The organism is Stenotrophomonas sp. HMWF023 (genome assembly GCF_003060985.1).
GTDB classification, from domain to species: Bacteria; Pseudomonadota; Gammaproteobacteria; order Xanthomonadales; family Xanthomonadaceae; genus Stenotrophomonas; species Stenotrophomonas lactitubi.
The window spans coordinates 1-25,540 of record NZ_QAIJ01000105.1; the positions used below are offsets into that span (position 1 = coordinate 1).

A 25,540-nucleotide genomic window follows, 5' to 3' on the forward strand; every position below is an offset into this window, starting at 1 on the left:
AATGATCACCGTCGGCCTGTCGACCCTTGGCTTCTGCAGCCTCGGCATGCTGTCGGCGATGTTCTCCGCGCTGGCCTTCTATGCCGCCTCCCCGCACTGCCGTTGGCCACGCCTGCGCCGTGCCGGGCGCCTGGGCCGGCAGATCGGCCTGGTCGCTGCCGTGGCCGCGCTGTGGCTGTGGATGGCCGAACTGGGCTTTGCCGCCGGCCTGGTGGCGATGCTGTGCACCTGGATGCTGGCCGCCATGCTGCTGCCCGCGCTGGCCGCGTGGCACCGTCCCGATGTGGAGCCGCGCTGATGTGGGCGCGCGCACTGGCCGGCATCTTCGCCGGCTTCTTCCTTGCCGCTGCGGCGACCGGCCTGGTCGCATGGCTGCCGCCGGGCCCCTGGCAGAAGGCCCTGGTGCCGAGCCTGATCGCGTTCGTCCCGTTGTGGATGCTGGCCGCGCTGTGGGCCTTCAGTTTCCGCAGCCCGCTGCGCGCCTGGCTGACCCTGGCCGGTTGCGCGGCCCTTGGCTTCGCCGTACTCGGCCTGCTGCGCCTGACCGGCGCGGTGCAATGAGATCGACCGCATGAAATTCAGTTCACAGACCCTGCGCACGTTCACCACCCTGCACACCTGGGTTGGCCTGGTCGCCGGCTTCGGGCTGTTCGTGGCGTTCTATGCCGGCGCGCTGACCCTGTTCCACCACGACCTCCCGCTTTGGCAGACGCCTGGTGCGGCAACCGCGCTGCCGGCTGGCCTGGATGATGCGCAGTACCTGCTCGACGACGTGCTGGCCACGCACGCCGAAGCGCGTCGCCACGTCGGCATGACCTTCCCGGGCGCCGATCATCCGCAGCCGCTGGCCTACTGGCAGGCCGAGGACGGCAGCTGGCGCTATGCATGGCCGGGACAGACCGGCGGCAGCCCGACGCCACCGCAGACCGGGCTGGCCGAACTGGTCAACGAACTGCATTACAGCCTCGGCCTGCCGGTGGCCGGCATCTACGTGATGGGCATCGTCAGCCTGCTGTATGGCATGGCCCTGCTCAGCGGCCTGGTGATCCACCTGCCCAAGCTGCTGGGCGATCTGTTCGCGCTGCGCCCTGGCCGCAATCTCAAGCAGCAATGGCAGGACGCGCACAACGTGATCGGCGTGCTCAGCCTGCCGTTCCATCTGATGTTCGCGGTGACCGGCGCCCTGCTCTGCCTGGTGTTCATGCAGATGGCCGTGCTCAATCCCCTGATCTACGACGGCAAGGCGCTGCAGGCGGTACCGACGGCGATGGATACCGCGCCGCTGCGCGAAGCCAGTGGCATCCCGGCTGCACCGGGCAGCCTGCGCGAACTGCACGCACGGGCGCTGGAAGTGGCGCGCGCGCAAGGTGTGGCCAACTTTGAACCGGCCTACCTGAAACTGGCCAATGGCGGTGATGCCAACGCGACCATCGAGATCACCGGCGAGGCCAGCGGCACGCTTGGCCCGCTCGGTGCTGTCGCGCTGGATGTCGAAAGCGGCCGCGTGCTGGCCAGCCAGCTGCCTGGCCAACGCGATGCCAACCACGCCACGCTCAGTGCCGCCTATGCCCTGCACTTCGGCGAATTCGGCAATGGCGTGGTGGTCTGGCTGTACTTCCTGCTCGGCCTCGGCGGCGCCTTCCTGTTCTATTCGGGCAACCTGCTGTGGATCGAGTCGCGCCGCAAGCGCCGTCAGCCGCAGCAGTCACGCGCGGCCGTCAACATGGCGCGGGCCACGGTGGGTGTCTGCATCGGCCTGTGCGTGGCGATCTCGGTGGCCTTCGTGACTGCGCTGGTGCTGGAGCGGGTAGCGCCTGCCCAGGTCGACCACGGCATCCGCTGGGCCTGCTTCGTGACCTGGGCCGCGTGTGCGCTGTGGGCAGCCCTGCGCCGCCCGGCACAGGCGGCACGCGAGCTGCTGTGGGCCGCGGCGATCAGCACCGCGCTGGTGCCGGTGGCGCACGGCGCCCTCAACGGTGACTGGCTGTGGTTGGCCGCCGCACGCGGCCACTGGCCGTTGTTCTGGATCGATGCGATGGCACTGGCGATGGCCTTTGGCTTTGCCCGCCTGGCATATGCCAGCCAGCGGCGGGCCCGCAACGGTGACCCCAACAGCGTGTGGGCAAACTGACCACCCGCCATCGATGATCGGATTGCAGCGCCGGTCCTTGCCCGGCGCTGACAGCACGCTCAGTCGCCGACGCGGGCCTTCTGCCACGGGGCCAGCATGGCGTTGAGCAGGCTGGCCTGCTCGTCGTCACCGGTCAGCTCCCACATGAAGACACCAGCCAGGCTCTGCTCGCGCGCGAACTGCGCCCGCAGGCCGATCGAACGCGGGTCTTCATAGCTGATGAAAATCTTCTCGGTCGGGTTGTACAACCACGGGCTCTGCGCCTGCGGCTGCCAGTGTTTGTTCCAGCCCGGCTGGTCGAGATAGCGTGCCTTGATCACGCGCCAGTCACCGGCATCGGCCGGAGCGCTGTAGGCCTGGTACAGGCCATCTGCCGACTCACCGGTGACCTTGAAACCGCGCCCGTAGAACGGCACGCCCAGCACCAGCTTGCTCGCCGGCACACCGTGCTCGCGGTAGTACTGCACGGCACCGGCGACGTTGTTCCAGCGCCGCAGTTCCGGCGCAAGCGGATCGGCAGGCACCTCCTGCAGCGGTGCATTGAAGGTCGACACCGAGGAGAAGCCGGTGCCCATGTCGTAGCTCATCAGGTTGATGAAATCGAACACCTTGGCCAGCGCCGGCAGATCGTAGCTGGCGGCGGGATCGTACGGACCGTCGGTCTGCAGGCGACCTGCCGCCAGCGCCGCGGTCAGCAGCATCGGCTGCCCCGACTTTCTGCCACGCGCATCCAGCGCCACGCGGAAGGCCTGCGCGAGCTTGGTCAGGTTGGCGCGGTCCTGTGGCCGGTGCGCCAGCTCCTTCGGGCCACCGCTGACCGGGAACTCCCAGTCGATGTCCACGCCATCGAAGCTGCCGGCATGACGCTCGAAGAACAACGCCATGCACGAGTCGACCAAGCGCCTGCGGCTGGCCTCGGTCAGGGCAGCGTCGGAGAATCCGCCCGCGCCCCAGCCACCGATCGAAATCAACGTGCGCAGGTGCGGATGCCTGCGCTTGAGCTCGGCCAATGCGGCAAAGTTGGCCGGCGCCTCGGCACCGATCGCACAGCGTCCGTCCTCAATGGTGGAGAACGCATAGAACAGATGGGTGAGTCGTTCGGCCGGGATGCTCGATACCGGATAGCGCTCGGCCGAACCACCGGGGTAGTAAGCACCGAAGATCGGCGTTTGCGCGGGTTGCGCCTGCGCGGCAATGGGCAGGGTACCGGCGATCAGCACTGCAAGTACGGCCAAGGTCTGGCGGAACATGGAAACTCCCGGGTCGAAGGCGCAGCCACGTTAGCAAACAGATCGCTCCAGGGTGCGGATGTCCGTGCAAGTCGTCCGCTGGACAATAGCCGGCGACTGGACGCTGACACGGTCGTGGCTGCGCAACGTCGAAAGCACTTCGCTGCAGGACAACACGCGACCTGCCTGGGCTAAGGTGGCGCTGGATCTTCAATGGCACACGGACATGACCGCAGACCACGACGCAGACGACGAACTGCTGGACGACGAAACCCTCGAAAAGCTGCAGGCAATGGAAGCGCGTGCCTATGCGGCGTTCGATGCTGGCGACCTGGCGGAAGCCACCACCCTGTTCGGCGAGCTGATCGAACTCACCCCCGAACTGCCCAATCTGCACTACATGCGCGGGTTGGCGCACAAGTACCTGCGCGACTGGCCGGCATCGCTGCAGGACAACCTGCGCTCGGAACAGCTGCGCGATGCATTCGACGAGGCCACCGCATGGAATGCCGGCATTGCCGCCACCGGCGCCGGTGATTGGGCCGAGGCGCGCCAGCAATGGACCCGTTGCGGCATCACACTGCCAGAGGGCGAAGGCCCAATCGACGGCAATTTCGGCGTTGCCTGTGTACGCTTGAATCCATGGTCCAGCGGCGAGACCGTGTACATGCGCCGATTGGATCCGGTGCGTGCACGAGTGGAGAACGTACCGCTGCCTGAGAGCGGGTTCCGCTTCGGCGACATCGTGCTGCATGACGGCGCATCTACCGGGCATCGCAGCCATGGTGAGCGTCAGGTACCGGTGTTCAACGCCATGCAGCGTCTGCAGCAATCGGGCATGGCAACCCATGCCGTGTTCGTGCGGTGCGACGGGCCGGAGGACATTGCCGCGCTGCGTGCGCTGACTTTGCCGGGCATCGGCCTGGTCGAGGACTGGACCCAGTCGGTGCGGCACCTGTGCCTGCGCTGCAGCTATGGCGCGCCGCACCAGCACAATGACGACCATGGCGATGACGATACCCGTGATGATGACGATCGCTGGGAAAGCGAACGCAACCTCGGTATCGCCGCACAGGGCCGGGCCGCAGTGGAGAAGCTGATGGCGGTATGGACGGCAGCCGGCAGGGGGCGCGTGCTGGAGGCGATTGAACAGCGCGAGCATCCACTTCCGGATCCGGAGCCCGGCCAGGTGTGGTGGCTGGGGCAGGAAGATGCAGAGGAACCGTCGCCGTAGTACCACGCCTGGCGGGTGTTGCAGGCAAAGAAAAAGCGGGCCGAAGCCCGCTTTTTCATTTCGGCGTGTCAACCAAGGTTGACACCTACCGGCATCGAGGGGTGTCAACCAAGGTTGACACGTACCGTCGATTACTCGGCGGTGGCGCCTTCGCCTTCCTCGACGGCCTTCATCGACAGGCGGATACGGCCCTGCTTGTCGACTTCCAGCACCTTGACCTTGACCACATCGCCTTCCTTCAGCACGTCGCCGACCTTCTCGACGCGGTCGCTGGAGATCTGCGACACGTGCACCAGGCCGTCCTTGCCCGGCAGGATGGTGACGAACGCACCGAAGTCCATGATCTTGGCGACCTTGCCTTCGTAGATGCGGCCCGGCTCGACGTCCGAGGTGATCTGCTCGATGCGGGCCTTGGCAGCCTGCGCAGCGATGGCATTGACCGAAGCGATGACGATGGTGCCGTCATCCTGGATGTCGATCTGGGTGCCGGTTTCCTTGGTGATGGCCTGGATGGTCGAACCACCCTTGCCGATCACTTCGCGGATCTTGTCCGGGTGGATCTTGATGGTCAGCAGACGCGGCGCGTAGTCCGACAGCTCTTCGCGCGGAGCGGTCAGGCCGTGGGCCATTTCGCCCAGGATGTGCAGACGGCCAGCCTTGGCCTGCTGCAGAGCCTGCTTCATGATCTCTTCGGTGATGCCTTCGATCTTGATGTCCATCTGCAGGGCGGAGATGCCCTCAGCGGTACCGGCAACCTTGAAGTCCATGTCACCCAGGTGATCTTCGTCACCCAGGATGTCGGACAGGACGACGAAGCGATCGCCTTCCTTGACCAGACCCATGGCGATACCGGCAACCGGTGCCTTCACCGGCACGCCGGCGTCCATCAGGGCCAGCGACGAGCCGCAGACCGATGCCATCGACGAGGAGCCGTTGGATTCGGTGATTTCCGACACGACACGGATGGTGTACGGGAAGGATTCCAGCGACGGCATCACTGCCAGCACGCCGCGCTTGGCCAGACGGCCGTGGCCGATCTCGCGACGCTTCGGGCCCATCATGCGGCCGGTCTCACCCACCGAGTAGGGGGGGAAGTTGTAATGGAACAGGAAGTTCTCTTTGTACTCACCGGAGACGGCATCGATGACCTGGCCATCACGGGCGGTGCCCAGGGTGATGGTCACGATGGCCTGCGTTTCGCCGCGGGTGAACAGCGAGGAACCATGGGTACGCGGCAGGATGCCGGTCTTCACTGCGATCGGGCGGACGGTGTCCAGCGCACGGCCGTCGATGCGGACCTTGGTGTCCAGCACCGAGTTGCGCATGGTGCTGTATTCCAGCTCGCCGAATTCCTTCGACAGCTCGGCCGGGTTCCAGCCTTCAGCGGCCACGCGGCCAGCCAGCGACTCGACCACGTCCTTCTTGATCGCCGAGATGGCGTCGCGGCGCTGCAGCTTGTCGCGCACCTGGAAGGCTTCGCCCAGACGCGGGCCGATGGATTCCTGCAGGGCGCTGATCAGCACGTCGTTCTTGGCCGGGGCGACCCAGGTCGACGGCTTGGTGCCGGCTTCCACGGTCAGCTCGTTGATCGCGTTGATGACCTTCTGCATTTCGCGGTGACCGAAGGTCACGGCGCCCAGCATCACGTCTTCGGACAGCAGCGCGGCTTCGGATTCCACCATCAGCACAGCATTGGCGGTACCGGCAACGACCAGCTCCAGCTCCGAATCCTTCAGTTCGGTCACGGTCGGGTTGAGGATGTACTCACCGTTCTTGTAACCCACCTTGGCGGCGGCGATCGGACCCTTGAACGGGGTGCCGGCCAGCGACAGCGCAGCCGAGGCACCGATCAGGGCAGCGATGTCACCATCGATGTCCGGGTTCAGCGACATCACCGTGGCGATGATCTGGACTTCGTTCTTGTAGTCTTCCGGGAACAGCGGACGGATCGGACGATCGATCAGACGCGAGATCAGGGTTTCCTTCTCGGTCGCGCGGCCTTCGCGCTTGAAGAAGCCACCCGGGATACGGCCACCGGCGTAGAACTTCTCCTGGTAGTCACAGGTCAGGGGGAAGAAGTCCTGGCCCTCACGCGCGCTCTTGGCGGCAACGGCGGAGACCAGCAGCACGGTGTCGTCGAACTTGACGATGACGGCGCCACCGGCCTGGCGGGCGATTTCGCCGGTCTCAAGCGTGACGGTGTGCTTGCCGTACTGGAAGGTTTTGGTGATTTTTGCCACGGAGGGTGTCCTTGGGGATGCTGTCTGCGAATGGACCGAGGGCGACCCTTGCCGCCAACGGATGACCGGTCGTTCCGATCTGAAAAAGGTATTGCGGTGCTACAAAACAAAACCGCGGCGCATCGCTGCGCCGCGGGGGATTCGTTGCTTAGCGACGCAGGCCAAGCTTCTCGATCAGGGCCTTGTAACGCTCGACGTCCTTCTTCTTCAGGTAGTCGAGCAGGCTGCGGCGGCGGTTGACCATCTGCAGCAGACCACGGCGGCTGTGGTGATCCTTCTTGTGGGTCTTGAAGTGGCCGGTCAGCAGCTCGATGCGGGCGGTCAGCAGTGCAACCTGGACTTCCGGGGAGCCGGTGTCAGCCGAGCTGCGCTTGTTGTCTTCAATGACCTTCTGGGTGTCGATCGACATGTCTTTTTTTTCTCTGTGATGCGTGGCCGGCAGGAACGCGCTTTCGCGCACCGCCTGGCTCGCCGTGAACCAACAAATGGATGAAACCCGCCTTCGGCAGGCTGCCGTAAAACGGCCGCGGAATTGTAACGGCCAGGGGGCTTTGGAACAAGGTCCGGGGCTGAACCGGGCCTCCCGTTCAGAGGTTGAAGCGGCGTTGCGGGGCCAGCAAACCGCCATCATCGACCTGGCCAAGGCCCTGCACCGCCGATTCAGGACCGAACACGACCACCAGGCCGCGCGGCCAGGAAGGGTCACGCTGGCGCTGGCCCACGCAGAAGCGCTGGACCTGCTCGGCGTCCAGATCGACCCGTGGATACTCGGACAGGCCCGCCACCAGCGGCAGCAGCAGCGCGTCCATGGCGGTCTCGTCCTGCGCTTCCACCAGGGCCCTCAGCTGCTCCAGGGTGACCATCGCCGGTTCGTGGAACGGCTCCACCCACAGACGACGCAGGGCACTGATGTGCGCCCCGCAGCCCAGCGTTTCACCAAGGTCACGGGCCAGACTGCGGATATAGGTGCCCGAGCCGCAGGTGACCCGCAGCCGCAGCCGCTCGGGCTGCTGCTCCAGTATCTCGATGGCGTGGACCTTGACCTGGCGCTCGGGCGCTTCGATGGCGTCGCCACGTCGGGCCTTCACATAAAGCGGTTCCCCGCCCTGCTTGAGCGCGGAATAGATCGGCGCACGCTGCAGGATATCGCCCAGCAGCGGCGCGATCGCCGCCTGCAGGGTCTCGGGGCTGATTGCAGGCACCGGACGCTCGAGCAGCACCTGGCCCTCGGCATCATCGGTATCGGTGGTCTGGCCCAGCACGATCTCGGCGTCGTAGGCCTTGGCCGAGCCCAGCAGCAGGCCGGCGATCTTGGTGGCTTCGCCAAAGCACAACGGCAACAGGCCGGTGGCCAGCGGGTCAAGGCTGCCGGTGTGGCCGCCCTTCTCCGCACGGAACAGGCGACGGGCGACCTGCAGCGCGGCGTTGGAGCTCATGCCGGTCGGCTTGTCGAGCAGCAGGATGCCATCCAGGCGGCGGAACTGAATTCGGGTCATGACAGATACGGGTAGCGCCGGGCCATGCCCGGCGAGCGCGCAGCGCGGTCTGCATCAGACATCGCGCAGCCGGAATGCAACAACGCCGGGCATGCCCGGCGTCGCGCGGTTATTCTTCGTCGCCTTCGCGACGCTTTTCGGCGGCCACGGTATCGGGCAGGTCGCGCAGCAGGTTGTCGATGCGCTCGCCACGATCGACCGAGTCGTCGTAATGGAAATGCAGCTCCGGCACATGCCGCAGCTTCATCGCGCGCGCCAGCTCCATGCGCAGGCCCCAGGCCAGTTCCTTCAGGCCCTTCATGGCTTCAACCGAACGTTCCGGCATCAGCGCGGTGACGAACACCTTGGCGTGGGCCATGTCGCGGGTGATTTCCACGTCGGACACGCTCACCGAGGGCAACCCGTGCTCGCGCACGGCGTTGTGCACCAGGGTGCCGAGTTCACGGCGCAGCTGGGCGGAGACACGGTCGGTTCGATGGAAAGTCTTGGGCACGCGGCAGGCTCTTGATTCGATTGTGGCCCGACCGAGGCCAGGCACTACAGTTTACGGGATGAAACGAGACCGGCCCGTGAGGGCCGGTCCGTTGCAGCATTACAGGGTGCGCGGCACTTCGATACGCTCGAAGCACTCGATCTGGTCACCCGGCTTGACGTCGTTGTAGGCCTTGACCGCGATACCACACTCGGTACCGTTGCGGACTTCCTCGACGTTTTCCTTGAAGCGGCGCAGCGATTCCAGCTCGCCTTCGAAGATCACCACGCTGTCGCGCAGGACGCGGATCGGCTTGTTGCGCTTGACCACACCCTCGATGACCATGCTGCCGGCGACGGCACCCAGCTTGGAGCTGCGGAAGACGTCGCGGACCTCGGCGATACCGATGATCTCTTCGCGGATCTCCACGCCCAGCAGACCGGAGGCCACCTGCTTCACCTGATCGATCACGTCATAGATGATCGAGAAGTAACGCAGGTCCACGCCGTTGGATTCGATGATGCGACGGGCCGAAGCATCCGCACGCACGTTGAAGCCGATGACGGTGGCCTTCGAAGCGGCGGCCGAATTGGCGTCCGACTCGGTGATGCCGCCCACGCCGGAGTGGATCACGTTGATGCGGATGTCGTCGTTGGACAGCGCCACCAGGGCCTGGCTCAACGCCTGCACCGAACCCTGCACGTCGGCCTTGATGACCAGGTTGAGGACCTGCTGGCCCTCGCCCTTGCCCAGGGTCGCCATGATGTCTTCCATGCGGCTGCCAGCGGTGGCGACCAGGCGCGATTCACGGCGCTTGGTCTCACGCTGCTGGGCAACGTCCTTGGCCAGACGCTCGTCGTCGACGACGACGAAGTCGTCACCGGCTTCCGGCACGCCGGACAGGCCCAGGACCTGCACCGGGATGGACGGACCAGCGAACTCCGGCTGCTTGCCGGTTTCGTCGAACAGCGCACGCACACGGCCGTACTGGATACCGCACACCAGGTAATCGCCCTTCTTCAGGCGGCCCTGCTGCACCAGCACCGTCGCGATCGGGCCACGGCCCTTGTCCAGCGACGATTCGATGACCACGCCGTTGGCACGACCCTCGTCGACCGCCTTCAGTTCCAGCAGTTCAGCTTGGACCGAGACAGCTTCCAGAAGGTCGTCGATGCCTAGACCGGTCTTGGCCGAGATCTCCACCATCTGGGTGTCGCCACCGAAGTCTTCGGCCACGACCTGCTCGGAGAGCAGCTCGTTCTTGACCCGCATCGGGTCGGCACCGGACTTGTCGATCTTGTTGATCGCCACGATCAGCGGCACACCCGCCGAACGGGCGTGCTGGATCGCTTCCTTGGTCTGCGGCATGACGCCGTCATCGGCGGCCACGACCAGCACCACGATGTCGGTCAGCTTGGCACCGCGGGCACGCATCGAGGTGAACGCGGCGTGGCCCGGGGTATCCAGGAAGCTGATGACGCCCTTCGGCGTTTCAACGTGGTACGCACCGATGTGCTGGGTGATGCCGCCGGCTTCGCCGGTGGCGACCTTGGTGCGACGGATGTAATCCAGCAGCGAGGTCTTGCCGTGGTCGACGTGGCCCATGATGGTGACCACCGGCGGACGCTGCACGACCTCGCCCTTGTTCTCACCCGCCGATGCCAACAGCGCGTCTTCGGCGTCGTTGTCGCTGGCGCGGATCGCCTTGTGGCCCAGCTCTTCGGTGACCAGTGCCGCGGTGTCGTGGTCGATGGACTGGGTGATGGTGGCCATCACGCCCATCTTGAACAGCGCCTTCACCACCTCGCCGCCCTTCAGCGCGAGCTTCTGCGCCAGGTCGGCCACGGTGATGGTGTCGCCGATCGCCACTTCACGCACGACCGGTGCGGTCGGACGCTCGAAGGCGTGCGGGCCGGAGTTGCCACCGCCGCGCGACATGTCGCGACGGCCGGACGTCGGACGGCTGCCCGGGCGACCACGGTTGTTGCTGTTGTTGCTGTTGCCACGGCGCGCACGATCGGCGGCGGACAGGTGCATCTGACCGGCAAAGCGGTCACCCGGTCCACGCTCGTTGCGCGGCGCGTTGCGGTTGTTGCGGTCGTCGCTGCGCGGCGGTGCTGCACTACGCGGAGCAGCCGGGGCTGCGGCCGGAGCGCGCGGCGGGCGCGGCGCGGTTTCGTCGATCGGAGCACGCACCTTGGGCTTGCTGGCAGCCAGGGCCTCGGCAGCCTTGGCGGCAACCGCAGCTTCCTCGGCCGCCTTCTTCTCGGCCTCGGCACGCTCCTTGGCAGCGACCTCTTCCTCGCGTGCACGGACGATGGCCTCGTCACGCAGGCGGTCCTTCTCGGCCAGGGCCTGCTGCTCGGCAAGGTTGCGTGCGCGCGACTCTTCCAGCTTGCGCAGGATGTCGGCACGCTCTTCGTCCGGGGTCATCGCACGCGCACCATCCTTGACGTAGGTGCGCTTCTGGCGCACTTCCACGTTCACGGTTGTCTTGCTGCGACCGGAACTGACCGTCACTTCCTGTTGCTTGCGACGGTTGAGGGTGATCTTCTTGGCAGACTGATCAGTCTCTTCCGGGGCCTGCTCGGGCTTGCCGTGCGAGCGACGAAGGAAGCCCAGGAGCTTCACTTTCTCGGAGCTGGTCACGACCTGGTCGGGACCGCTGAACTTCATGCCGGCACCAGCCAGCTGTTCCAGCAGTTTTTCGACCGGTGTATTGACCAGTTCAGCAAGCTTGCGGATGGTGGTTTGCTGCGACATTCGGATCCTATGATCTTGTGGGCGCCCCCCCGCATCTGGAGGTGGCGCGGATTCTACGCCCTGATCGGCTCAGGGCCCTGTTCATTGCCGGCTCATTCGCCGCGTTCCAGTCGGGCGATTTCCTCGGCACGCGCGGCCAGGATCAGCGCCGCGGCGCGCTCCTGGTCCAGCCCTTCAATGCCGAAGTCCATGACCTCGTCGGCGGCCAGGTCGGACAAGTCCTCGCTGGTACGCACGCCGTGGCCGGCCAACGCATATGCGGTGGCTTCGTCCATGCCCTTCAGGGACAGCAGGTCCTGTGCCGGCTGGCCGTCCTCCAGGCCTTCCTCGACTGCCAGGGCCTCATTGAGCAGCGCATCGCGGGCACGTGCGCGCAGCTCTTCGACGATGTCTTCGTCGAAACCTTCCACGGCCAGCAGTTCGCCGACCGGTACATATGCAATTTCCTCGACCGTGCCGAAGCCTTCGCTGACCAGGATGCCAGCGATTTCCTCGTCCACTTCCAGCTTGTCCATGAACAGCTGGCGGGCCGAAGCCTGCTCGGCTTCCGACTTGGCGGTCACCTGGTCCTGGGTCATCACGTTGAGCTGCCAGCCGGTCAGGCGGCTGGCCAGGCGCACGTTCTGGCCGCCCTTGCCGATCGCCTGGGCCAGGCGGTCTTCAGCAACGGCCAGGTCCATCGAATGCTTGTCTTCATCGACGATGATCGACTGCACTTCGGCCGGCGCCATCGCATTGATGACGAAGTTGGCCGGGTTCTCGTTCCACAGGACGATGTCCACGCGCTCGCCATTGAGCTCGTTGGACACGGCCTGCACGCGCGAACCACGCATGCCGATGCAGGCGCCGATCGGATCGGTGCGCTGGTCGTGGGCGAGCACGGCGATCTTGGCGCGGTCGCCCGGATCGCGGGCACAGGCCTTGATTTCCACCAGGCCCTGACCGACTTCCGGCACTTCCAGCTTGAACAGCTCGATCATGAATTCCGGTGCGGCGCGGCTGATGAACAGCTGCGGGCCACGCGGCTCCGAACGCACTTCGGCCAGGTAACCGCGGACGCGGTCGCCGGCACGCAGGACGTCACGCGGAATGCCCTTGTCCTTCGGAATGAAACCCTCGGCGTTGCCGCCAAGGTCGACATAGATGTTGCCGCGCTCGGCGCGCTTGACCACACCGGTGATCAGCTCGCCCACACGGTCGGCCCACGCATCGACAACCTGCTGGCGCTCGGCTTCGCGCACGCGCTGCACGATCACCTGCTTGGCGGCCTGGGCGGCGATGCGACCGAAGTCCGGGTTCTCGATCTGCTCTTCGATGTAATCGCCGACGTCCACGCCTTCGGCTTCGTCGATCGCGTCCATCAGGCGGATCTGGCGATCCGGCGATTCCATCACTACGTCATCGGCCACCACTTCCCAGCGGCGGTAGGTTTCGTAGTTGCCATCCTTGTGGTCGATGACCACGCGGGTCAGCACTTCCTCGTCGGGATAGCGCTTCTTCGCTGCCGAGGCCAGCGCGGCCTCGATGGCATCGAAGATTACTTCACGCGGCACGCCCTTCTCGTTGGCGACCGCGTCCACTACCAGCAACAGTTCCTTGCTCATTGGCTCACTCCGCGCGCGGCTTCTTTGCCGCCGGCTCGTTGGAAGAAGAATTCTTGTTCGGCTTCGGACGCTTCGGTGCCGGACCGGTCGGCTTGCTCGGGGCCAGCCCCAGCGCCACCCAGTCAGGCATGATCCGCGCCTTGTCGATGTTGTCGGCCGACACCACCAGTGCGGTGTTGTCGACGATGAAGGTGATGCTGCCCTGCGCCTCGTCGATCGCATCGATGCGACCCTGCAGGCGACGGCGGTTTTCCTGCGGCAGCTTCAGGGTGACCTTGGCCGATTCGCCGAGGTGACGACCGAACTGCTCCAGGTTGAACAGCGGGCGATCCACGCCCGGCGAGGACACTTCCAGCGTGTAATTGCCGCTGATCGGGTCCTCGACGTCCATCTGCGCAGAGACTTCGCGGCTTACCCGCTCACAGTCGTCCACATTGATGATGCGCTCGGGCTGTTCCGCCAGCGGCACGTCGATGTAAAGGCGAAGGGTCGCACCGCCGGGGGCCGGCAGATACTCAACGCCCAGCAGCTCCAGGCCCAGCGACACAACGGTCGGGGCGAGCAGATTCGCGATGTCGGTTGCCTTGTCGCTCACAGCCTGCCTTGATCTCTTGGTTGGGTGCCGGCCTTGGCCAGCATGGAAACATGACGCCCCGAAAACGACGAAGGGCCCGCTGGGCCCCTTTTCCGGAAAGACTCCGGTGACTGGATTCCGGTTGCAGCGCGCCGAACAAGCGTGCTGCGGCCCTCCTTCCGGGTGGATCTCCGATGGGGAGCGCCGCCGTCAGGGGTACTTCTAGGCCGCTGATGATAGCCCCTGCACCGCTCTGGTGCAAGGCTGCGGCCGTCCTGAAACCCTTCGCTGCGCTCGCCGGGCATGGCCCGGCGCTACCGGGTGACCGCGCGATGGCAGCGCCGGGCCACGCCCGGCGGATCGACGGAAGCCGCAAAGAAAAACGCCCTCGAAGCAGAGCTTCGAAGGCGCATTCTTTACTTGGTAGCGGGGGCAGGATTTGAACCTGCGACCTTCGGGTTATGAGCCCGACGAGCTGCCAGACTGCTCCACCCCGCATCAGAAGCGGAATTATGAGGGATAACTTCAAAACCTGCAAGCTTTTCCTCATTCATCGAACTGGTTGGCGCCGATTCGATGTGTTGGTAGCGGGGGCAGGATTTGAACCTGCGACCTTCGGGTTATGAGCCCGACGAGCTGCCAGACTGCTCCACCCCGCACCGGAAGTGTTTGAACCGCTGCCCCACTCTGGCGAGGGAGGCGCTCCGCAACGATGTTCTGGCTGAACCGCTGCAGTGACAACTCAAGCTGCGTATATTACACGAATCGCGCAGCTTTGTGTCAACTTTTATGCAAGATGCGCAAATGCCTGCTGGCACCAGACCATGATCGGGTTCCAAGCCAGGCCCAGCGCCAGCAATGCCAGTGCGTTCACGCCCAGCACCACACCCAGCACGCGGTCCTTGCTGCGCGGCATGGCCTCGCCCACCGGCTCATCGAAGTACATGACCTTGATGACGCGCAGGTAGTAGAAGCAGCCGACCACGGCGCACAGCACGCCCAGGATCGCCAGCCACAACAGGCCACCGTTGATGGCTGCGCCGAGCACGGCCAGCTTGGTCCAGAAACCAAGGAACGGCGGGATGCCTGCCAGCGACGCCATGATGCACAGCACCAGGCCGGCCATCCACGGGTTGCGGGCGTTCAGGCCCTTGAAGTCCTCGATGTTCTCGGCCTCGAAGCCGGCACGCGACAGTGCGATGATCGCGCCGAAGGCTGCGGTCGACATGATCGCGTAGGCCAGGGCGTAGAACAGCGCAGCCGCATAACCCTGCGAACCGCCACCGGCGATGCCCATCAGCAGGAAGCCGATGTGCGACACGGTGGAGAACGCCAGCATGCGCTTGAGGTTGCTCTGTGCGATGGCCATCAGGTTGCCGATCACCAGCGACAACGCGGCCAGGCCGGCAATCATCAGCTGCAGTTCGGTCGACAGCGGGCCCACGCCCATTTCCAACAGGCGATAGGCCATGCCGAAGGCGGCCAGCTTCGGTGCCGAGCTGATGAACAGCGCGATCGGTGCTGGTGCACCCTGGTACACGTCCGGCAGCCACATGTGGAACGGTGCGGCACCCAGCTTGAAGGCAACACCGGCAATCATGAACACCGCGCCGGTGATCAGCAGTACGCGCTCTTCCGAGTGCGGGATGGCAGCCTGGATGGCATCCAGGTGCAGGCTGCCGGTGGCGCCGTAGATCAGCGACATGCCGTACAGCAGCAGGCCCGAAGCCAGCGAGCCGAGGACGATGTATTTCATCGCCGCTTCCGAGGCCAGGCCGCTTTCGCGGTTGCTGGCGACCAGCGCGTAGGAGCACAGGGCCAGCAGTTCCAGGCCCAGGTACACCATCAGCAGGCTGCCGGCGGAGACCAGGATCATCATGCCGGCGGTACCGAACAGGATCAGCACCGGAATCTCACCCTGGAACAGCTTGCGCTCGCGCAGGTAGCCCCAGCCGTAGATCAGGGTCAGGCCGCTGAGCAGCACGATCCCGGTCTTCATCACGTCCGCGGCGGTATCGCGCACGAACATGCCATGGAAGACCTCCCCCTGCCCGCCCACGCCGGTGGCCAGCATGAACAGCACCACGGCCAGTGCGGCGACCGAGAACAGGTGGGTGACGATCTTGTTCCGTTCACTGACGAACAGGTCGAGGATCATCAGGGCGAAGGCGCTGCCGATCAGCACCAGCTCGGGAGCGAGCGGTGGCAGGTCAGCGGCGGTCAGTGGCAGCAGCGGCGAGGTGGTCATCATCAAATCCTGGAATTACAGCAACTTGCTGGATGCGATCTGCATCGCCAGCTTTGCGATCGAGGGCTCCATCAGGTCGGTCAGCGGCTTGGGGTAGATGCCCAGAGCCAGCACGCCAACGGCGAACACGCCCAGCACCAGCCATTCGCGGCCGTTGATGTCCTTCAGTTCGGCGACGTGGCTGTTGGCCACCTCGCCGAAGAAGACGCGCTTGTACAGCCACAGGGTGTAGGCCGCGCCGATGATCAGGGTGGTGGCTGCGCCCAGGGCGATCCACGGGTTCCGCTGGAACGCCGCGAGGATGACCATGAACTCGCCGACGAAACCGCTGGTACCCGGCAGGCCCGCATTGGCCATGAAGAACAGCATGGCGAAGGTGGCGAACCAGGGCATCACGTTGACCACGCCGCCGTAATCGGCGATGCGGCGGCTGTGCATGCGGTCGTACAGCACGCCGACGCAGGAGAACATCGCGCCGGACACGAAGCCGTGCGAGATCATCTGCACCATGGCGCCCTGCAGGCCCAAGCGGGCCGCATCGACGTTGCCGGCTTCACGCACCAGCCACAGGGCAATGAAGGTGCCCAGGGTGACGAAGCCCATGTGCGCGATCGACGAATAGGCGATCAGCTTCTTCATGTCGTCCTGCACCAGGGCGACCAGGCCGACGTAGATCACCGCGATCAGCGACAGTGCGATGACCAGCCATGCCCACTCCTGCGACGCATCGGGGACGATCGGCAGGTTGAAGCGCAGGAAGCCGTAGCCACCGATCTTCAGCGCGATGGCGGCCAGGATCACCGAACCGGCGGTCGGCGCTTCCACGTGCGCGTCCGGCAGCCAGGTGTGCACCGGGAACATCGGCACCTTGACCGCGAACGCGATCAGGAAGGCGAAGAAGATCCAGGTCTGTTCCTTGCCCGACAGCTGCAGTGCATAGAGGTCGGCCAGCTGGAAGCTGCCGCCCTTCATGTACAGGTAGATCAGCGCCACCAGCATCAGCACCGAGCCGAGGAAGGTGTACAGGAAGAACTTCAGCGCGGCGTAGATGCGGCGCGGGCCGCCCCAGACACCGATGATCAGGAACATCGGAATCAGCATCGCCTCGAAGAACACGTAGAACAGCATCGCGTCCGTGGCCGAGAAGATACCGACGGTGACACCTTCCAGGATCAGGAAGGCCGCCACGTACTGGTTCACGCGCTTGTCGATCGCGCTCCAGGCGCCGATCAGGGCGAGCACGCTGACCAGCGTGGTCAGCAGGATCAGCGCTACGGCGATGCCGTCCACGCCCAGGTTGTAGCCGATGTTGTAGGTCGGGATCCAGGCGTGGGTCTCGACGAACTGCAGCGCGTCGATGCCCGGGTTGTAGCCGCCCAGCAGCGAGAGACTCGCCACGAAGGTCAGCACCGCGACGCCCAGCGACGCCCAGCGGGCGGTCTGCGCATCACGGATCGCAAGGATCAGGGCACCGCCGAGGATCGGCAGCCAGATGAGGACACTGAGTAGAGGCCAGTTCGACACGTCTTCTTATTCCGTACAGGTCATCAACGCAGGTAATGCATCAGCACGCCCAGGAGGGCAATCAGGCCGATGATCATCGCGAAGGCGTAGTGATAGAGGAAACCGGATTGGGTACGGCGCAGCACGCTGGCTGCGACGTCCACAACACGTGCCGAGAGATTGACCACGCCGTCGACGATGTTGCTGTCGATCCAGCGCGAGACCTTGCCCAGCTTGACGCTGCCACCGGCGAGGCCATCGATCCACAGCTTGTCGAAGCCGTACTTGTTTTCCAGCACGGACACCACCGGGGCGAAGGTCTTGCGCGCCTTGCCCGACAGGTCCGGCTTCCACAGGTAGAACAACGCAGCCAGCAGGAAGCCTGCCAGGGTCAGCCAGAACGGCGGCAGCATCATGCCGTGCAGCGCGAACGCCACCGGACCATGGAACTCCTCGCCCAGGAAGGCCACGGTGTTCTTGGCCGGATCGTAAAAATCGACGATGCCGGTGAAGAACGTGTTGACCTGGCCCTTGATCGCCGCATGGGCGTGGTGACCGGCCCAGTCGGTGCCATGCAGCATCGGACCGATGCTGAAGAAACCGATGGCGATCGACGGGATGGCCAGCAGGATCAGCGGCAGCGTCACCACCCACGGCGTTTCATGCGGCTCATGCGGACCGTGGCCATGGCCGTGGTCGTCATGCGCGTCGGCATGGTGTGCGTCGGCGGCATGGTGGTCGTCATGACCATGACCGGCGTGCCCATCTGCATGGCCGTCGCCATGAGCGTCATGTGCGTCGCGGAAGCGTTCCTTGCCGTGGAAGGTCAGGAACAGCAGACGGAAGCTGTAGAAGCTGGTCACCAGCACGCCACCCAGCACCGCCCAGTAGCCATAAGTGGCCACCCAGCTGTTCTGCATGTGGGCGTGGATCTCGGCAGCCTCGATGATGGTGTCCTTCGAGTAGAAGCCGGAGAAGAACGGCGTACCGACCAAGGCCAGGGTGCCGATCCACATGGTGATGAAGGTAATCGGCATGTACTTGCGCAGGCCGCCCATCTTGCGCATGTCCTGCTCGTGGTGCATCGCGATGATGACCGAGCCGGCACCCAGGAACAGCAGCGCCTTGAAGAAGGCGTGGGTCATCAGGTGGAACACGGCAGCGGAGTACGCCGACACGCCCAGGGCGACGGTCATGTAACCCAGCTGCGACAGCGTGGAGTACGCGACGACGCGCTTGATGTCGTTCTGCACGATGCCGATCAGGCCGGTGAAGAACGCAGTGGTGGCACCGATGAACAGGATGAAGTTCAACGCAGTCTGCGACAGCTCGAACAACGGCGACATGCGGGTGACCATGAAGATACCGGCGGTCACCATCGTCGCGGCGTGGATCAGTGCCGAGATCGGGGTTGGGCCTTCCATCGAGTCAGGCAGCCACACGTGCAGCGGAACCTGCGCCGACTTGCCCATGGCGCCGATGAACAGGCCGATACAGATGACGGTGGCGATCGACCAGATCACCGGCTCGTTGAGCAGCTGCATGCCGAACATGGTGCCGTCCCAGATCTGCAGCTGGGCGCGCGGATCGGCGAGCATGCCGGCCTGCGAGAACACCTGCGAGTAATCCAGGGTGCCGAACACCCACAACACACCGGCGATGCCCAGCAGGAAGCCGAAGTCACCGACGCGGTTGACCAGGAACGCCTTCATGTTGGCGAAGATCGCGGTCGGGCGCTTGAACCAGAAGCCGATCAGCAGGTACGACACCAGGCCCACCGCTTCCCAGCCGAAGAACAGCTGCAGGAAGTTGTTGCTCATCACCAGGGTGAGCATCGAGAAGGTGAACAGCGAGATGTAGCTGAAGAACCGCTGGTAACCCGGATCGTCCTGCATGTAGCCGATCGTGTAGATATGGACCAGCAGCGACACGAAGGTCACCACCACCATCATCATCGCGGTCAGCTTGTCGACCATGAAGCCGACATGAGCTGAGTACTGGCCGACTTCGAAGAACGTGTACAGGTTCTCGTTGAACGGCTGCGCCCCGCCCCACAGCAGCTGGTAGAGCGTGTGCATCGACAGGCCGCAGGCAACCGCGACACCGAGGATCGTGATGGTCTGCGCGCCGAAGCGCTTGACCTGGCGACCGAACAGGCCGGCGATGATGCTGCCGAACAGCGGTGCAAGCACCACTGCGATCAACAGACTCTTGGAGAGAGTGATTTCCATCTGTGGATCAGCCCTTCAACGAATCGACTTCGCCGACATTGATCGTTCGGCGTGTACGGAACAGGGTCACCAGGATCGCCAGGCCGATGGCGGCCTCGGCAGCAGCCACGGTCAGGATGAAGAACACGAACAGCTGGCCGGCCGTGTCCCCCAGTTCCCGCGAGAACCCGACGAAATTGATGTTGACCGACAGCAGCATCAACTCGATGGACATCAGCAGGACGATGATGTTCTTGCGGTTGAGGAAGATGCCGGCGAGGCTGATGCAGAACAGCACCGCGCCCAGCGCCAGGATGTGGCCCAGAGTGATCATGCCTTGGTCTCCTCGTCGCCAGCGGCCGGCTTGGTGTTGCTGTGGATCAGCGGCTGCTCGACGTCCATCTTGACCACGCGCAGGCGGTCGTGTGCCTTGACCATGGTCTGCTGCGACGGGTTCTGCGTCTTCAGGCCCTCACGACGGCGCAGGGTCAGCATCACCGCGGCGACCACGGCCACGGTCAGGATGACGGCGGCGAACTCGAACGGCAGCAGGTACTCGGTGAACAGGCTGCGTGCCAGCCAGGTGACGTTGGAGCTGTCGGCGGCGAGCGCGGCGGCGTTGTCGGCCGGGAACGGGTTGACCGTCCTGCCCTTCACGCCGATCAGGATCAGCATCTGCACCAGCATGGCCACGGCCACGATCAGGCCGACCGGCAGGTAGCGCACCCAGCCCTCACGCAGCTTGTCCGGGTCGATGTCGAGCATCATCACCACGAACAGGAACAACACCATCACCGCACCAACGTAGACCAGCACCAGTGCCACGCCGAGGAACTCGGCGCCGACCAGCAGCCACACGCAGGCGATGGAGAAGAAGGTCAGCACCAGGCACAGGACAGCATGCACGGGGTTGCGCACGCTGATCACCGCAGCGGCCGAAACCGTTGCCGCGATGGCGAAGACCCAGAAAGCGATATTTACCCAATCCATCTCTCGACCTCAGCGGTAAGCGGCATCGGCGGCACGACGCTCGGCGATCTCGGATTCGAGACGGTCGCCCAGGGCCAGCAGCTGCGGCTTGGTAACGATGTTTTCGCCACGATTCTCGAAGTGGTACTCGAGGATGTGGGTCTCGACGATCGAGTCCACCGGGCAGCTTTCCTCACAGAAGCCGCAGAAGATGCACTTGAACAGATCGATGTCGTAGCGCGTGGTACGGCGGGTGCCGTCCTCGCGCTTGGCCGAATCGATGGTGATGGCCAATGCCGGGCACACCGCTTCGCACAGCTTGCAGGCGATGCAGCGCTCTTCACCGTTGGGATAACGGCGCAGGGCGTGCAGGCCACGGAAGCGCGGCGACTGCGGGAACTTCTCCATCGGGTACATCATCGTGTACTTCGGCTTGAAGCTGTACTTCAGCGTCAGCCAGAGACCGGCCAGCAGTTCGAGCAGCAGCAGGCTCTTGAAGTAATGGGTAATCCTGTTCATCACTTAGACGCCCTTTTGAATCACGCCGAAGAACACCATGACGGCGGTAACCGCGATCCAGAAAATGGTCAGCGGGATGAAGACCTTCCAGCCCAGGCGCATGATCTGGTCATAGCGGAAGCGCGGGAAGCTTGCTCGGAACCAGATGTAGGCACTGGCGAAGAAGAAGACCTTGACGAACAGCCACGGCCAGCCGCCCTTCCAGATCCAGTCGATGAACGGCGAGATCTCGCCCGGGTTGACCCAGCCCTGGATCGGGCTCAGCCAGCCGCCGAGGAAGAAGATCGAGATCAGGAAGCTGATCAGGATCATGTTGGCGTATTCGGCCAGGAAGAACAGGGCGAACGCACCGCCGGAGTACTCGACCATGTGGCCGGCGACGATTTCCGACTCGCCTTCCACCACGTCGAACGGCGCGCGGTTGGTTTCGGCAACGCCGGACACCCAGTACACGATGAACAGCGGGAACAGCGGGATCAGGAACCAGTCGAAGAAGCCGGAGCTGCCAGCCTGGGCCATCACGATGTTGCTGAGGTTGAGGCTGCCCGAAGCGATCATCACGCCGACCAGGGCAAAGCCCATCGCGATTTCGTAGCTGATCATCTGTGCCGAGGCGCGCATGGCGCCGAGGAACGCGTACTTCGAGTTGGATGCCCAACCGGCCAGGATCACGCCGTAGATGCCCAGCGAGGTCATCGCCAGCAGGTACAGCAGACCGGCGTTGGCGTTGGACAGCACCAGCTGGTTGTCGAACGGCACCACCGACCAGGCCGCAAAGGCCGGGGCCAGGGTGATCAGCGGCGCCAGCAGGAAGATCGCCTTGTTGGCGCTGCTGGGCTGCAGGACTTCCTTGAACAGCAGCTTGAAGACGTCGGCGAAGGCCTGGAAGATGCCCATGCCCACATACATCGGGCCGTGGCGGACGTGCATCCAGCCGATCAGCTTGCGTTCCCAGACCACGTAGAAGGCCACCGAGACGATCACCGGAACGGTGATCACCAGGATCTTCAGGATGATCCAGATCAGCGCGCCGATGTCACCGAGGCCAAGCAGCCACTGGTGCAGCGGATCGACCGCGTTAATCAGCAATTCGTTCATGCAGCCACCACCGAAACACGAGCGGCACCCAGCGGCGCGGTTGCGCCGTGGCCCGATTCAATCCAGACCGAACCCGCAGCGACGCGGGCATCGACCACCACCGGCAGGGTGGCCTTGCCGGCATCGGTGCCGACCTTGGCCATCTGCCCTTCCTGCAGCTGCAGGCGGGCGGCATCGTCAGCGTTGAGCACGATGCGCGGGGCGTTGTTGAGCGGATGCGACTGCAGCGCCGCCGCGCGACGGACAACCGCATCGGTGCGGTAGATCGCAGCGGTCGAGGCCACTTCCATGCCCTCGCCTGCCAGCACCGGCTGTGCCGACGCGGACACCTGCACGGTCACCGGTGCCAGGCTGGCGCGCAGGCCGGCCAGGTCGACGAACTCGAAACCGGCCACGGCCAGGTCACCGCCGAGCGCACGCAGCACGCGCCAGCCCTCGCGGGCCTCGCCCGGCAGCTTGCCGCCGGCGCGGGCCGACTGCTCGCGACCATCGAGGTTGGTCAGGGTGGCATCGATTTCCGGCACCGCACCGATCGGCAGGATCACGTCGGCGACGTCGCGGGTCGAGGCGCAGGCGAACTGGCTGAAGGCCACCACCTGTGCGCCGAGCAGCGCCTTGCGCGCAGCCGGAGCATCGGCGAAGTCCAGGCCCGGTTCCAGGCCGTAGACCACGTAGGCCTTGCGCGGATCGGCCAGCATCGCGGCGACGTCCTTGCCAGCCGGCAGCACGCCGGCGCGGGTCAGGCCGATCGCGTTGGCGCCCTGCGGGATACGGCACAGCTTGGCACCGGTGGCGGCGGCGAAGTCACGCGCAGCGGCACGGATCGCGGCAGCCTGCGGATGGTTCTCGGCGATGCCACCAACGATCAGCACGGTGTTGGTACCGCCCTGCACTGCAGAACGCAGCTCGGCGTTGGCGAGCGCATCGGCGAGCTTCGACGGAGCCACGATCTGCTTGCCGGCAACGCTGAACGCGAAGTCGAAGTCGACCGGGTTGACCACGTGGATCTTCGCGCCGTTGGTCGTCTGCGCCTTGCGCAGGCGGGCGTGCAGCAGCGGCAGCTCGTGGCGGATGTTGCTGCCGAGCACGACGATGCGGTCCGCGCCTTCGATCTCGGCCAGCGGCAGGCCGAACACTTCGGCGGTGGCGGCGTCGGAGAAGTCGCGGTTGTTGATGCGGTGGTCGATGTTGCTTGAACCCAGGCCCGTGGCCAGGCGGGCCAGCAGTGCGCCCTCTTCGTTCGAGGTCGACGGGTGCACCAGCACGCCCAGGTTGTCGCCCTGGTTGGCCTTGAGGATCTCGGCGGCCGCGGCCAGGCCTTCAGCCCAGCTCACTTCCTTCCACTCGCCATTGACCTTGCGCAGCGGCTTGACCGCACGGTCTTCGCTGTACAGGCCCTGGTGCGAATAACGGTCACGATCGGACAGCCAGCACTCGTTGACCGACTCGTTGTCGCGCGGCACGGTACGCAGCACTTCGCCGCGACGCACGTGCAGGAACAGGTTCGAGCCCATCGCGTCGTGGTAGCCCAGCGATTCGCGCGCAGTCAGTTCCCACGGACGGGCGCGGAACTGGAACACCTTGTTGGTCAGCGCACCGACCGGGCATACGTCAACCACATTGCCCGAAAGCTCGGTGGTCAGCGGCTTGCCGTCGTAGGTACCGATCTGCAGGTTTTCACCGCGGTACATGCCACCCAGTTCGTAGGTACCGGCGACGTCGGCGGTGAAGCGGACGCAGCGGGTGCACTGGATGCAGCGGGTCATCTCGGTGGCGACCAGCGGCCCCATGTCCTCGTCAGCCACCACGCGCTTGCGCTCGTTGAAGCGGCTGACCGAACGGCCGTAACCCAGCGACACGTCCTGCAGCTCGCACTCGCCGCCCTGATCGCAGATCGGGCAATCCAGCGGGTGGTTGATCAGCAGGAACTCCATCACCGAGCGCTGGAACTTCAGCGCCTTCTCACTGCGGGTGGCGACCTTCATGCCATCCATCACCGGCGTGGCGCAGGCCGGCGCCGGCTTCGGCGACTTCTCCACGTCGACCAGGCACATGCGGCAGTTGGCAGCGATCGGCAGCTTCTCGTGGTAGCAGAAGCGCGGAATCGAAATGCCCGCCTTGTCGGCGGCCTGGATGATCATCGAACCCTTGGGCACGACCAGCGACCGGCCATCGATCTCGATGGTGACGTGGTCCGGTGGCACGCTGGGGGTCACTCCAGGATTATTGGGTTGCGCGCTCATGCAGCGGCTGCCTCCACCTTCTTGCCGTCAACCATCGAATGACCGTTGACGATGTAGTACTCGAATTCGTCCCAGAACTGGCGCAGGAAGCCCTGGATGGGCCACGCCGCCGCTTCGCCGAACGCACAGATGGTGTGGCCTTCGATCTGACCGGCCACGGTCTTCAACTGGTGCAGGTCTTCCATCGTGGCCTTGCCGGCAACGATGCGCTCCAGCACGCGATGCATCCAGCCGGTACCTTCGCGGCACGGGGTGCACTGGCCACAGGATTCCTTGTGGAAGAACTGGCTGATGCGGCAAGCGAACTTGACGCAGCAGACGCTGTCATCCAGCACCACGACCGCACCGGAACCCAGGCCGGAGCCCAGCGCACGGATGGTGTCGTAGTCCATCGGCAGGCCCTTCAGCTCGGCCGCGGTCAGCACCGGCATGGACACGCCGCCCGGGATCGCGCCCTTGAGCTTGCGGCCCGGCTTGAGGCCGCCAGCCATTTCCAGCAGGTCGTCGAAGGTGGTACCGAGCGGCACTTCGAAGTTGCCGCCCTTCTGCACGCAGCCGGACACCGAGAAGCACTTCGGGCCGCCATTGGCGGTCAGGCTCAGGCCCTTGAACCACTCGGGACCATTGCGGATGATCGCCGGCACCGAACCATAGGTTTCGGTGTTGTTGATCGTCGACGGCTTGCCGTACAGACCGAAGTTGGCCGGGAACGGCGGCTTGTAGCGCGGCTGGCCCTTCTTGCCTTCCAGCGATTCCATCAGCGCGGTTTCTTCACCGCAGATGTAGGCGCCGGCACCGAGGGCGCCGTAGATATCGATATCCACGCCCGAGCCCATCACGTTCTTGCCCAGCCAGCCGTTTGCATAGGCGTCGGCCAGGGCCTGTTCGAAGTGCTCGAACGGCTCGTGATGGAACTCACCGCGCAGGTAGTTGTAACCCACGGTGGAACCGGTGGCGTAGCAGGCGATCGCCATGCCTTCCACCACCGAATGCGGGTTGTAACGCAG

Annotated in this window: 21 protein-coding genes and 2 tRNA genes; 4 read left to right on the plus strand and 19 right to left on the minus strand. The window is 64.8% G+C overall.

Features of this window, described 5'->3' with window-relative positions:
- Position 1: 1 nt before the first annotated feature.
- The 3 genes from DBR20_RS05595 to DBR20_RS05605 are packed head-to-tail and all read left to right on the plus strand — an operon-like array spanning position 2 to position 2,131.
- Positions 2-298 carry a hypothetical protein gene (locus tag DBR20_RS05595; RefSeq protein ID WP_025876254.1) on the plus strand — a complete coding sequence of 99 codons (297 nt, stop codon included), beginning with the start codon at positions 2-4 and terminating at the stop codon, positions 296-298.
- Positions 298-561 carry a hypothetical protein gene (locus DBR20_RS05600; protein ID WP_108265497.1) on the plus strand — a complete coding sequence of 88 codons (264 nt, stop codon included), beginning with the start codon at positions 298-300 and terminating at the stop codon, positions 559-561. The genes DBR20_RS05595 and DBR20_RS05600 overlap by 1 nt, the downstream gene beginning before the upstream one ends.
- Before the next feature lie 10 nt (positions 562-571).
- Complete coding sequence (locus DBR20_RS05605) at positions 572-2,131, plus strand: PepSY-associated TM helix domain-containing protein (RefSeq protein ID WP_108265498.1); 1,560 nt, start codon at positions 572-574, stop codon at positions 2,129-2,131.
- A gap of 59 nt (positions 2,132-2,190) precedes the next feature.
- Here DBR20_RS05605 and DBR20_RS05610 read toward each other — a convergent pair whose 3' ends face one another.
- Positions 2,191-3,381, minus strand: coding sequence for a glycoside hydrolase family 18 protein (locus DBR20_RS05610; RefSeq protein ID WP_108265499.1), 1,191 nt, complete (start codon positions 3,379-3,381; stop codon positions 2,191-2,193).
- Between the two features lie 58 nt (positions 3,382-3,439).
- Here DBR20_RS05610 and DBR20_RS05615 point away from each other — a divergent pair, with 58 nt between their 5' ends.
- Positions 3,440-4,594: an outer membrane protein assembly factor BamD gene (locus DBR20_RS05615; RefSeq protein ID WP_258223219.1), complete on the plus strand. Its 1,155-nt coding sequence runs from the start codon at positions 3,440-3,442 to the stop codon at positions 4,592-4,594.
- Positions 4,595-4,725: 131 nt separating this feature from the next.
- Here the strand turns inward: DBR20_RS05615 and pnp are convergent, their stop codons facing one another.
- The 18 genes from pnp to nuoF all read right to left on the minus strand — a co-directional run.
- Positions 4,726-6,834 carry a polyribonucleotide nucleotidyltransferase gene (gene pnp, locus DBR20_RS05620; protein ID WP_100553090.1) on the minus strand — a complete coding sequence of 703 codons (2,109 nt, stop codon included), beginning with the start codon at positions 6,832-6,834 and terminating at the stop codon, positions 4,726-4,728.
- A gap of 148 nt (positions 6,835-6,982) precedes the next feature.
- Positions 6,983-7,243 carry a 30S ribosomal protein S15 gene (gene rpsO / locus DBR20_RS05625; protein WP_005410445.1) on the minus strand — a complete coding sequence of 87 codons (261 nt, stop codon included), beginning with the start codon at positions 7,241-7,243 and terminating at the stop codon, positions 6,983-6,985.
- 178 nt (positions 7,244-7,421) lie between these two features.
- Positions 7,422-8,330, minus strand: a complete 909-nt coding sequence (gene truB, locus DBR20_RS05630) for a tRNA pseudouridine(55) synthase TruB (RefSeq protein ID WP_108265501.1) — start codon at positions 8,328-8,330, stop codon at positions 7,422-7,424.
- Positions 8,331-8,439: 109 nt separating this feature from the next.
- Positions 8,440-8,823, minus strand: coding sequence for a 30S ribosome-binding factor RbfA (rbfA, locus tag DBR20_RS05635; protein WP_089236289.1), 384 nt, complete (start codon positions 8,821-8,823; stop codon positions 8,440-8,442).
- A 99-nt stretch (positions 8,824-8,922) separates the two neighbouring features.
- Positions 8,923-11,565 (minus strand): translation initiation factor IF-2, encoded by a 2,643-nt coding sequence (infB, locus tag DBR20_RS05640; RefSeq protein ID WP_108265502.1) that lies wholly within the window; start codon positions 11,563-11,565, stop codon positions 8,923-8,925.
- Between the two features lie 92 nt (positions 11,566-11,657).
- Positions 11,658-13,169, minus strand: a complete 1,512-nt coding sequence (gene nusA / locus DBR20_RS05645; protein WP_089236291.1) for a transcription termination factor NusA — start codon at positions 13,167-13,169, stop codon at positions 11,658-11,660.
- 4 nt (positions 13,170-13,173) lie between these two features.
- Positions 13,174-13,764, minus strand: coding sequence for a ribosome maturation factor RimP (gene rimP / locus DBR20_RS05650; protein WP_089236292.1), 591 nt, complete (start codon positions 13,762-13,764; stop codon positions 13,174-13,176).
- Between the two features lie 400 nt (positions 13,765-14,164).
- Positions 14,165-14,241: transfer RNA gene (locus DBR20_RS05655), tRNA-Met, on the minus strand.
- An 84-nt stretch (positions 14,242-14,325) separates the two neighbouring features.
- Positions 14,326-14,402, minus strand: a tRNA-Met gene (locus DBR20_RS05660).
- A 128-nt stretch (positions 14,403-14,530) separates the two neighbouring features.
- Positions 14,531-15,991, minus strand: coding sequence for an NADH-quinone oxidoreductase subunit NuoN (gene nuoN / locus DBR20_RS05665; protein WP_089236293.1), 1,461 nt, complete (start codon positions 15,989-15,991; stop codon positions 14,531-14,533).
- 15 nt (positions 15,992-16,006) lie between these two features.
- The gene (locus tag DBR20_RS05670; RefSeq protein ID WP_100460993.1) at positions 16,007-17,515 is read right to left on the minus strand and encodes an NADH-quinone oxidoreductase subunit M; all 1,509 of its coding nucleotides are present in this window, start codon (positions 17,513-17,515) and stop codon (positions 16,007-16,009) included.
- A 23-nt stretch (positions 17,516-17,538) separates the two neighbouring features.
- Complete coding sequence (gene nuoL, locus DBR20_RS05675) at positions 17,539-19,725, minus strand: NADH-quinone oxidoreductase subunit L (protein WP_100553093.1); 2,187 nt, start codon at positions 19,723-19,725, stop codon at positions 17,539-17,541.
- 7 nt (positions 19,726-19,732) lie between these two features.
- A complete protein-coding gene (gene nuoK / locus DBR20_RS05680) occupies positions 19,733-20,038 on the minus strand; it encodes an NADH-quinone oxidoreductase subunit NuoK (protein ID WP_033831640.1) in 306 nt (101 codons plus the stop codon).
- Positions 20,035-20,694 carry an NADH-quinone oxidoreductase subunit J gene (locus DBR20_RS05685; RefSeq protein ID WP_089236296.1) on the minus strand — a complete coding sequence of 220 codons (660 nt, stop codon included), beginning with the start codon at positions 20,692-20,694 and terminating at the stop codon, positions 20,035-20,037. The genes nuoK and DBR20_RS05685 overlap by 4 nt, the downstream gene beginning before the upstream one ends.
- Positions 20,695-20,703: 9 nt before the next feature.
- Positions 20,704-21,192, minus strand: coding sequence for an NADH-quinone oxidoreductase subunit NuoI (nuoI, locus tag DBR20_RS05690; RefSeq protein WP_005417924.1), 489 nt, complete (start codon positions 21,190-21,192; stop codon positions 20,704-20,706).
- 3 nt (positions 21,193-21,195) lie between these two features.
- Positions 21,196-22,290 carry an NADH-quinone oxidoreductase subunit NuoH gene (gene nuoH, locus DBR20_RS05695; protein WP_108265503.1) on the minus strand — a complete coding sequence of 365 codons (1,095 nt, stop codon included), beginning with the start codon at positions 22,288-22,290 and terminating at the stop codon, positions 21,196-21,198.
- Complete coding sequence (gene nuoG, locus DBR20_RS05700) at positions 22,287-24,533, minus strand: NADH-quinone oxidoreductase subunit NuoG (protein WP_108265504.1); 2,247 nt, start codon at positions 24,531-24,533, stop codon at positions 22,287-22,289. The genes nuoH and nuoG overlap by 4 nt, the downstream gene beginning before the upstream one ends.
- Positions 24,530-25,540: NADH-quinone oxidoreductase subunit NuoF (gene nuoF / locus DBR20_RS05705; protein ID WP_108265505.1), on the minus strand; the 1,011-nt coding region annotated here is incomplete at its 5' end. The genes nuoG and nuoF, both read right to left, overlap by 4 nt.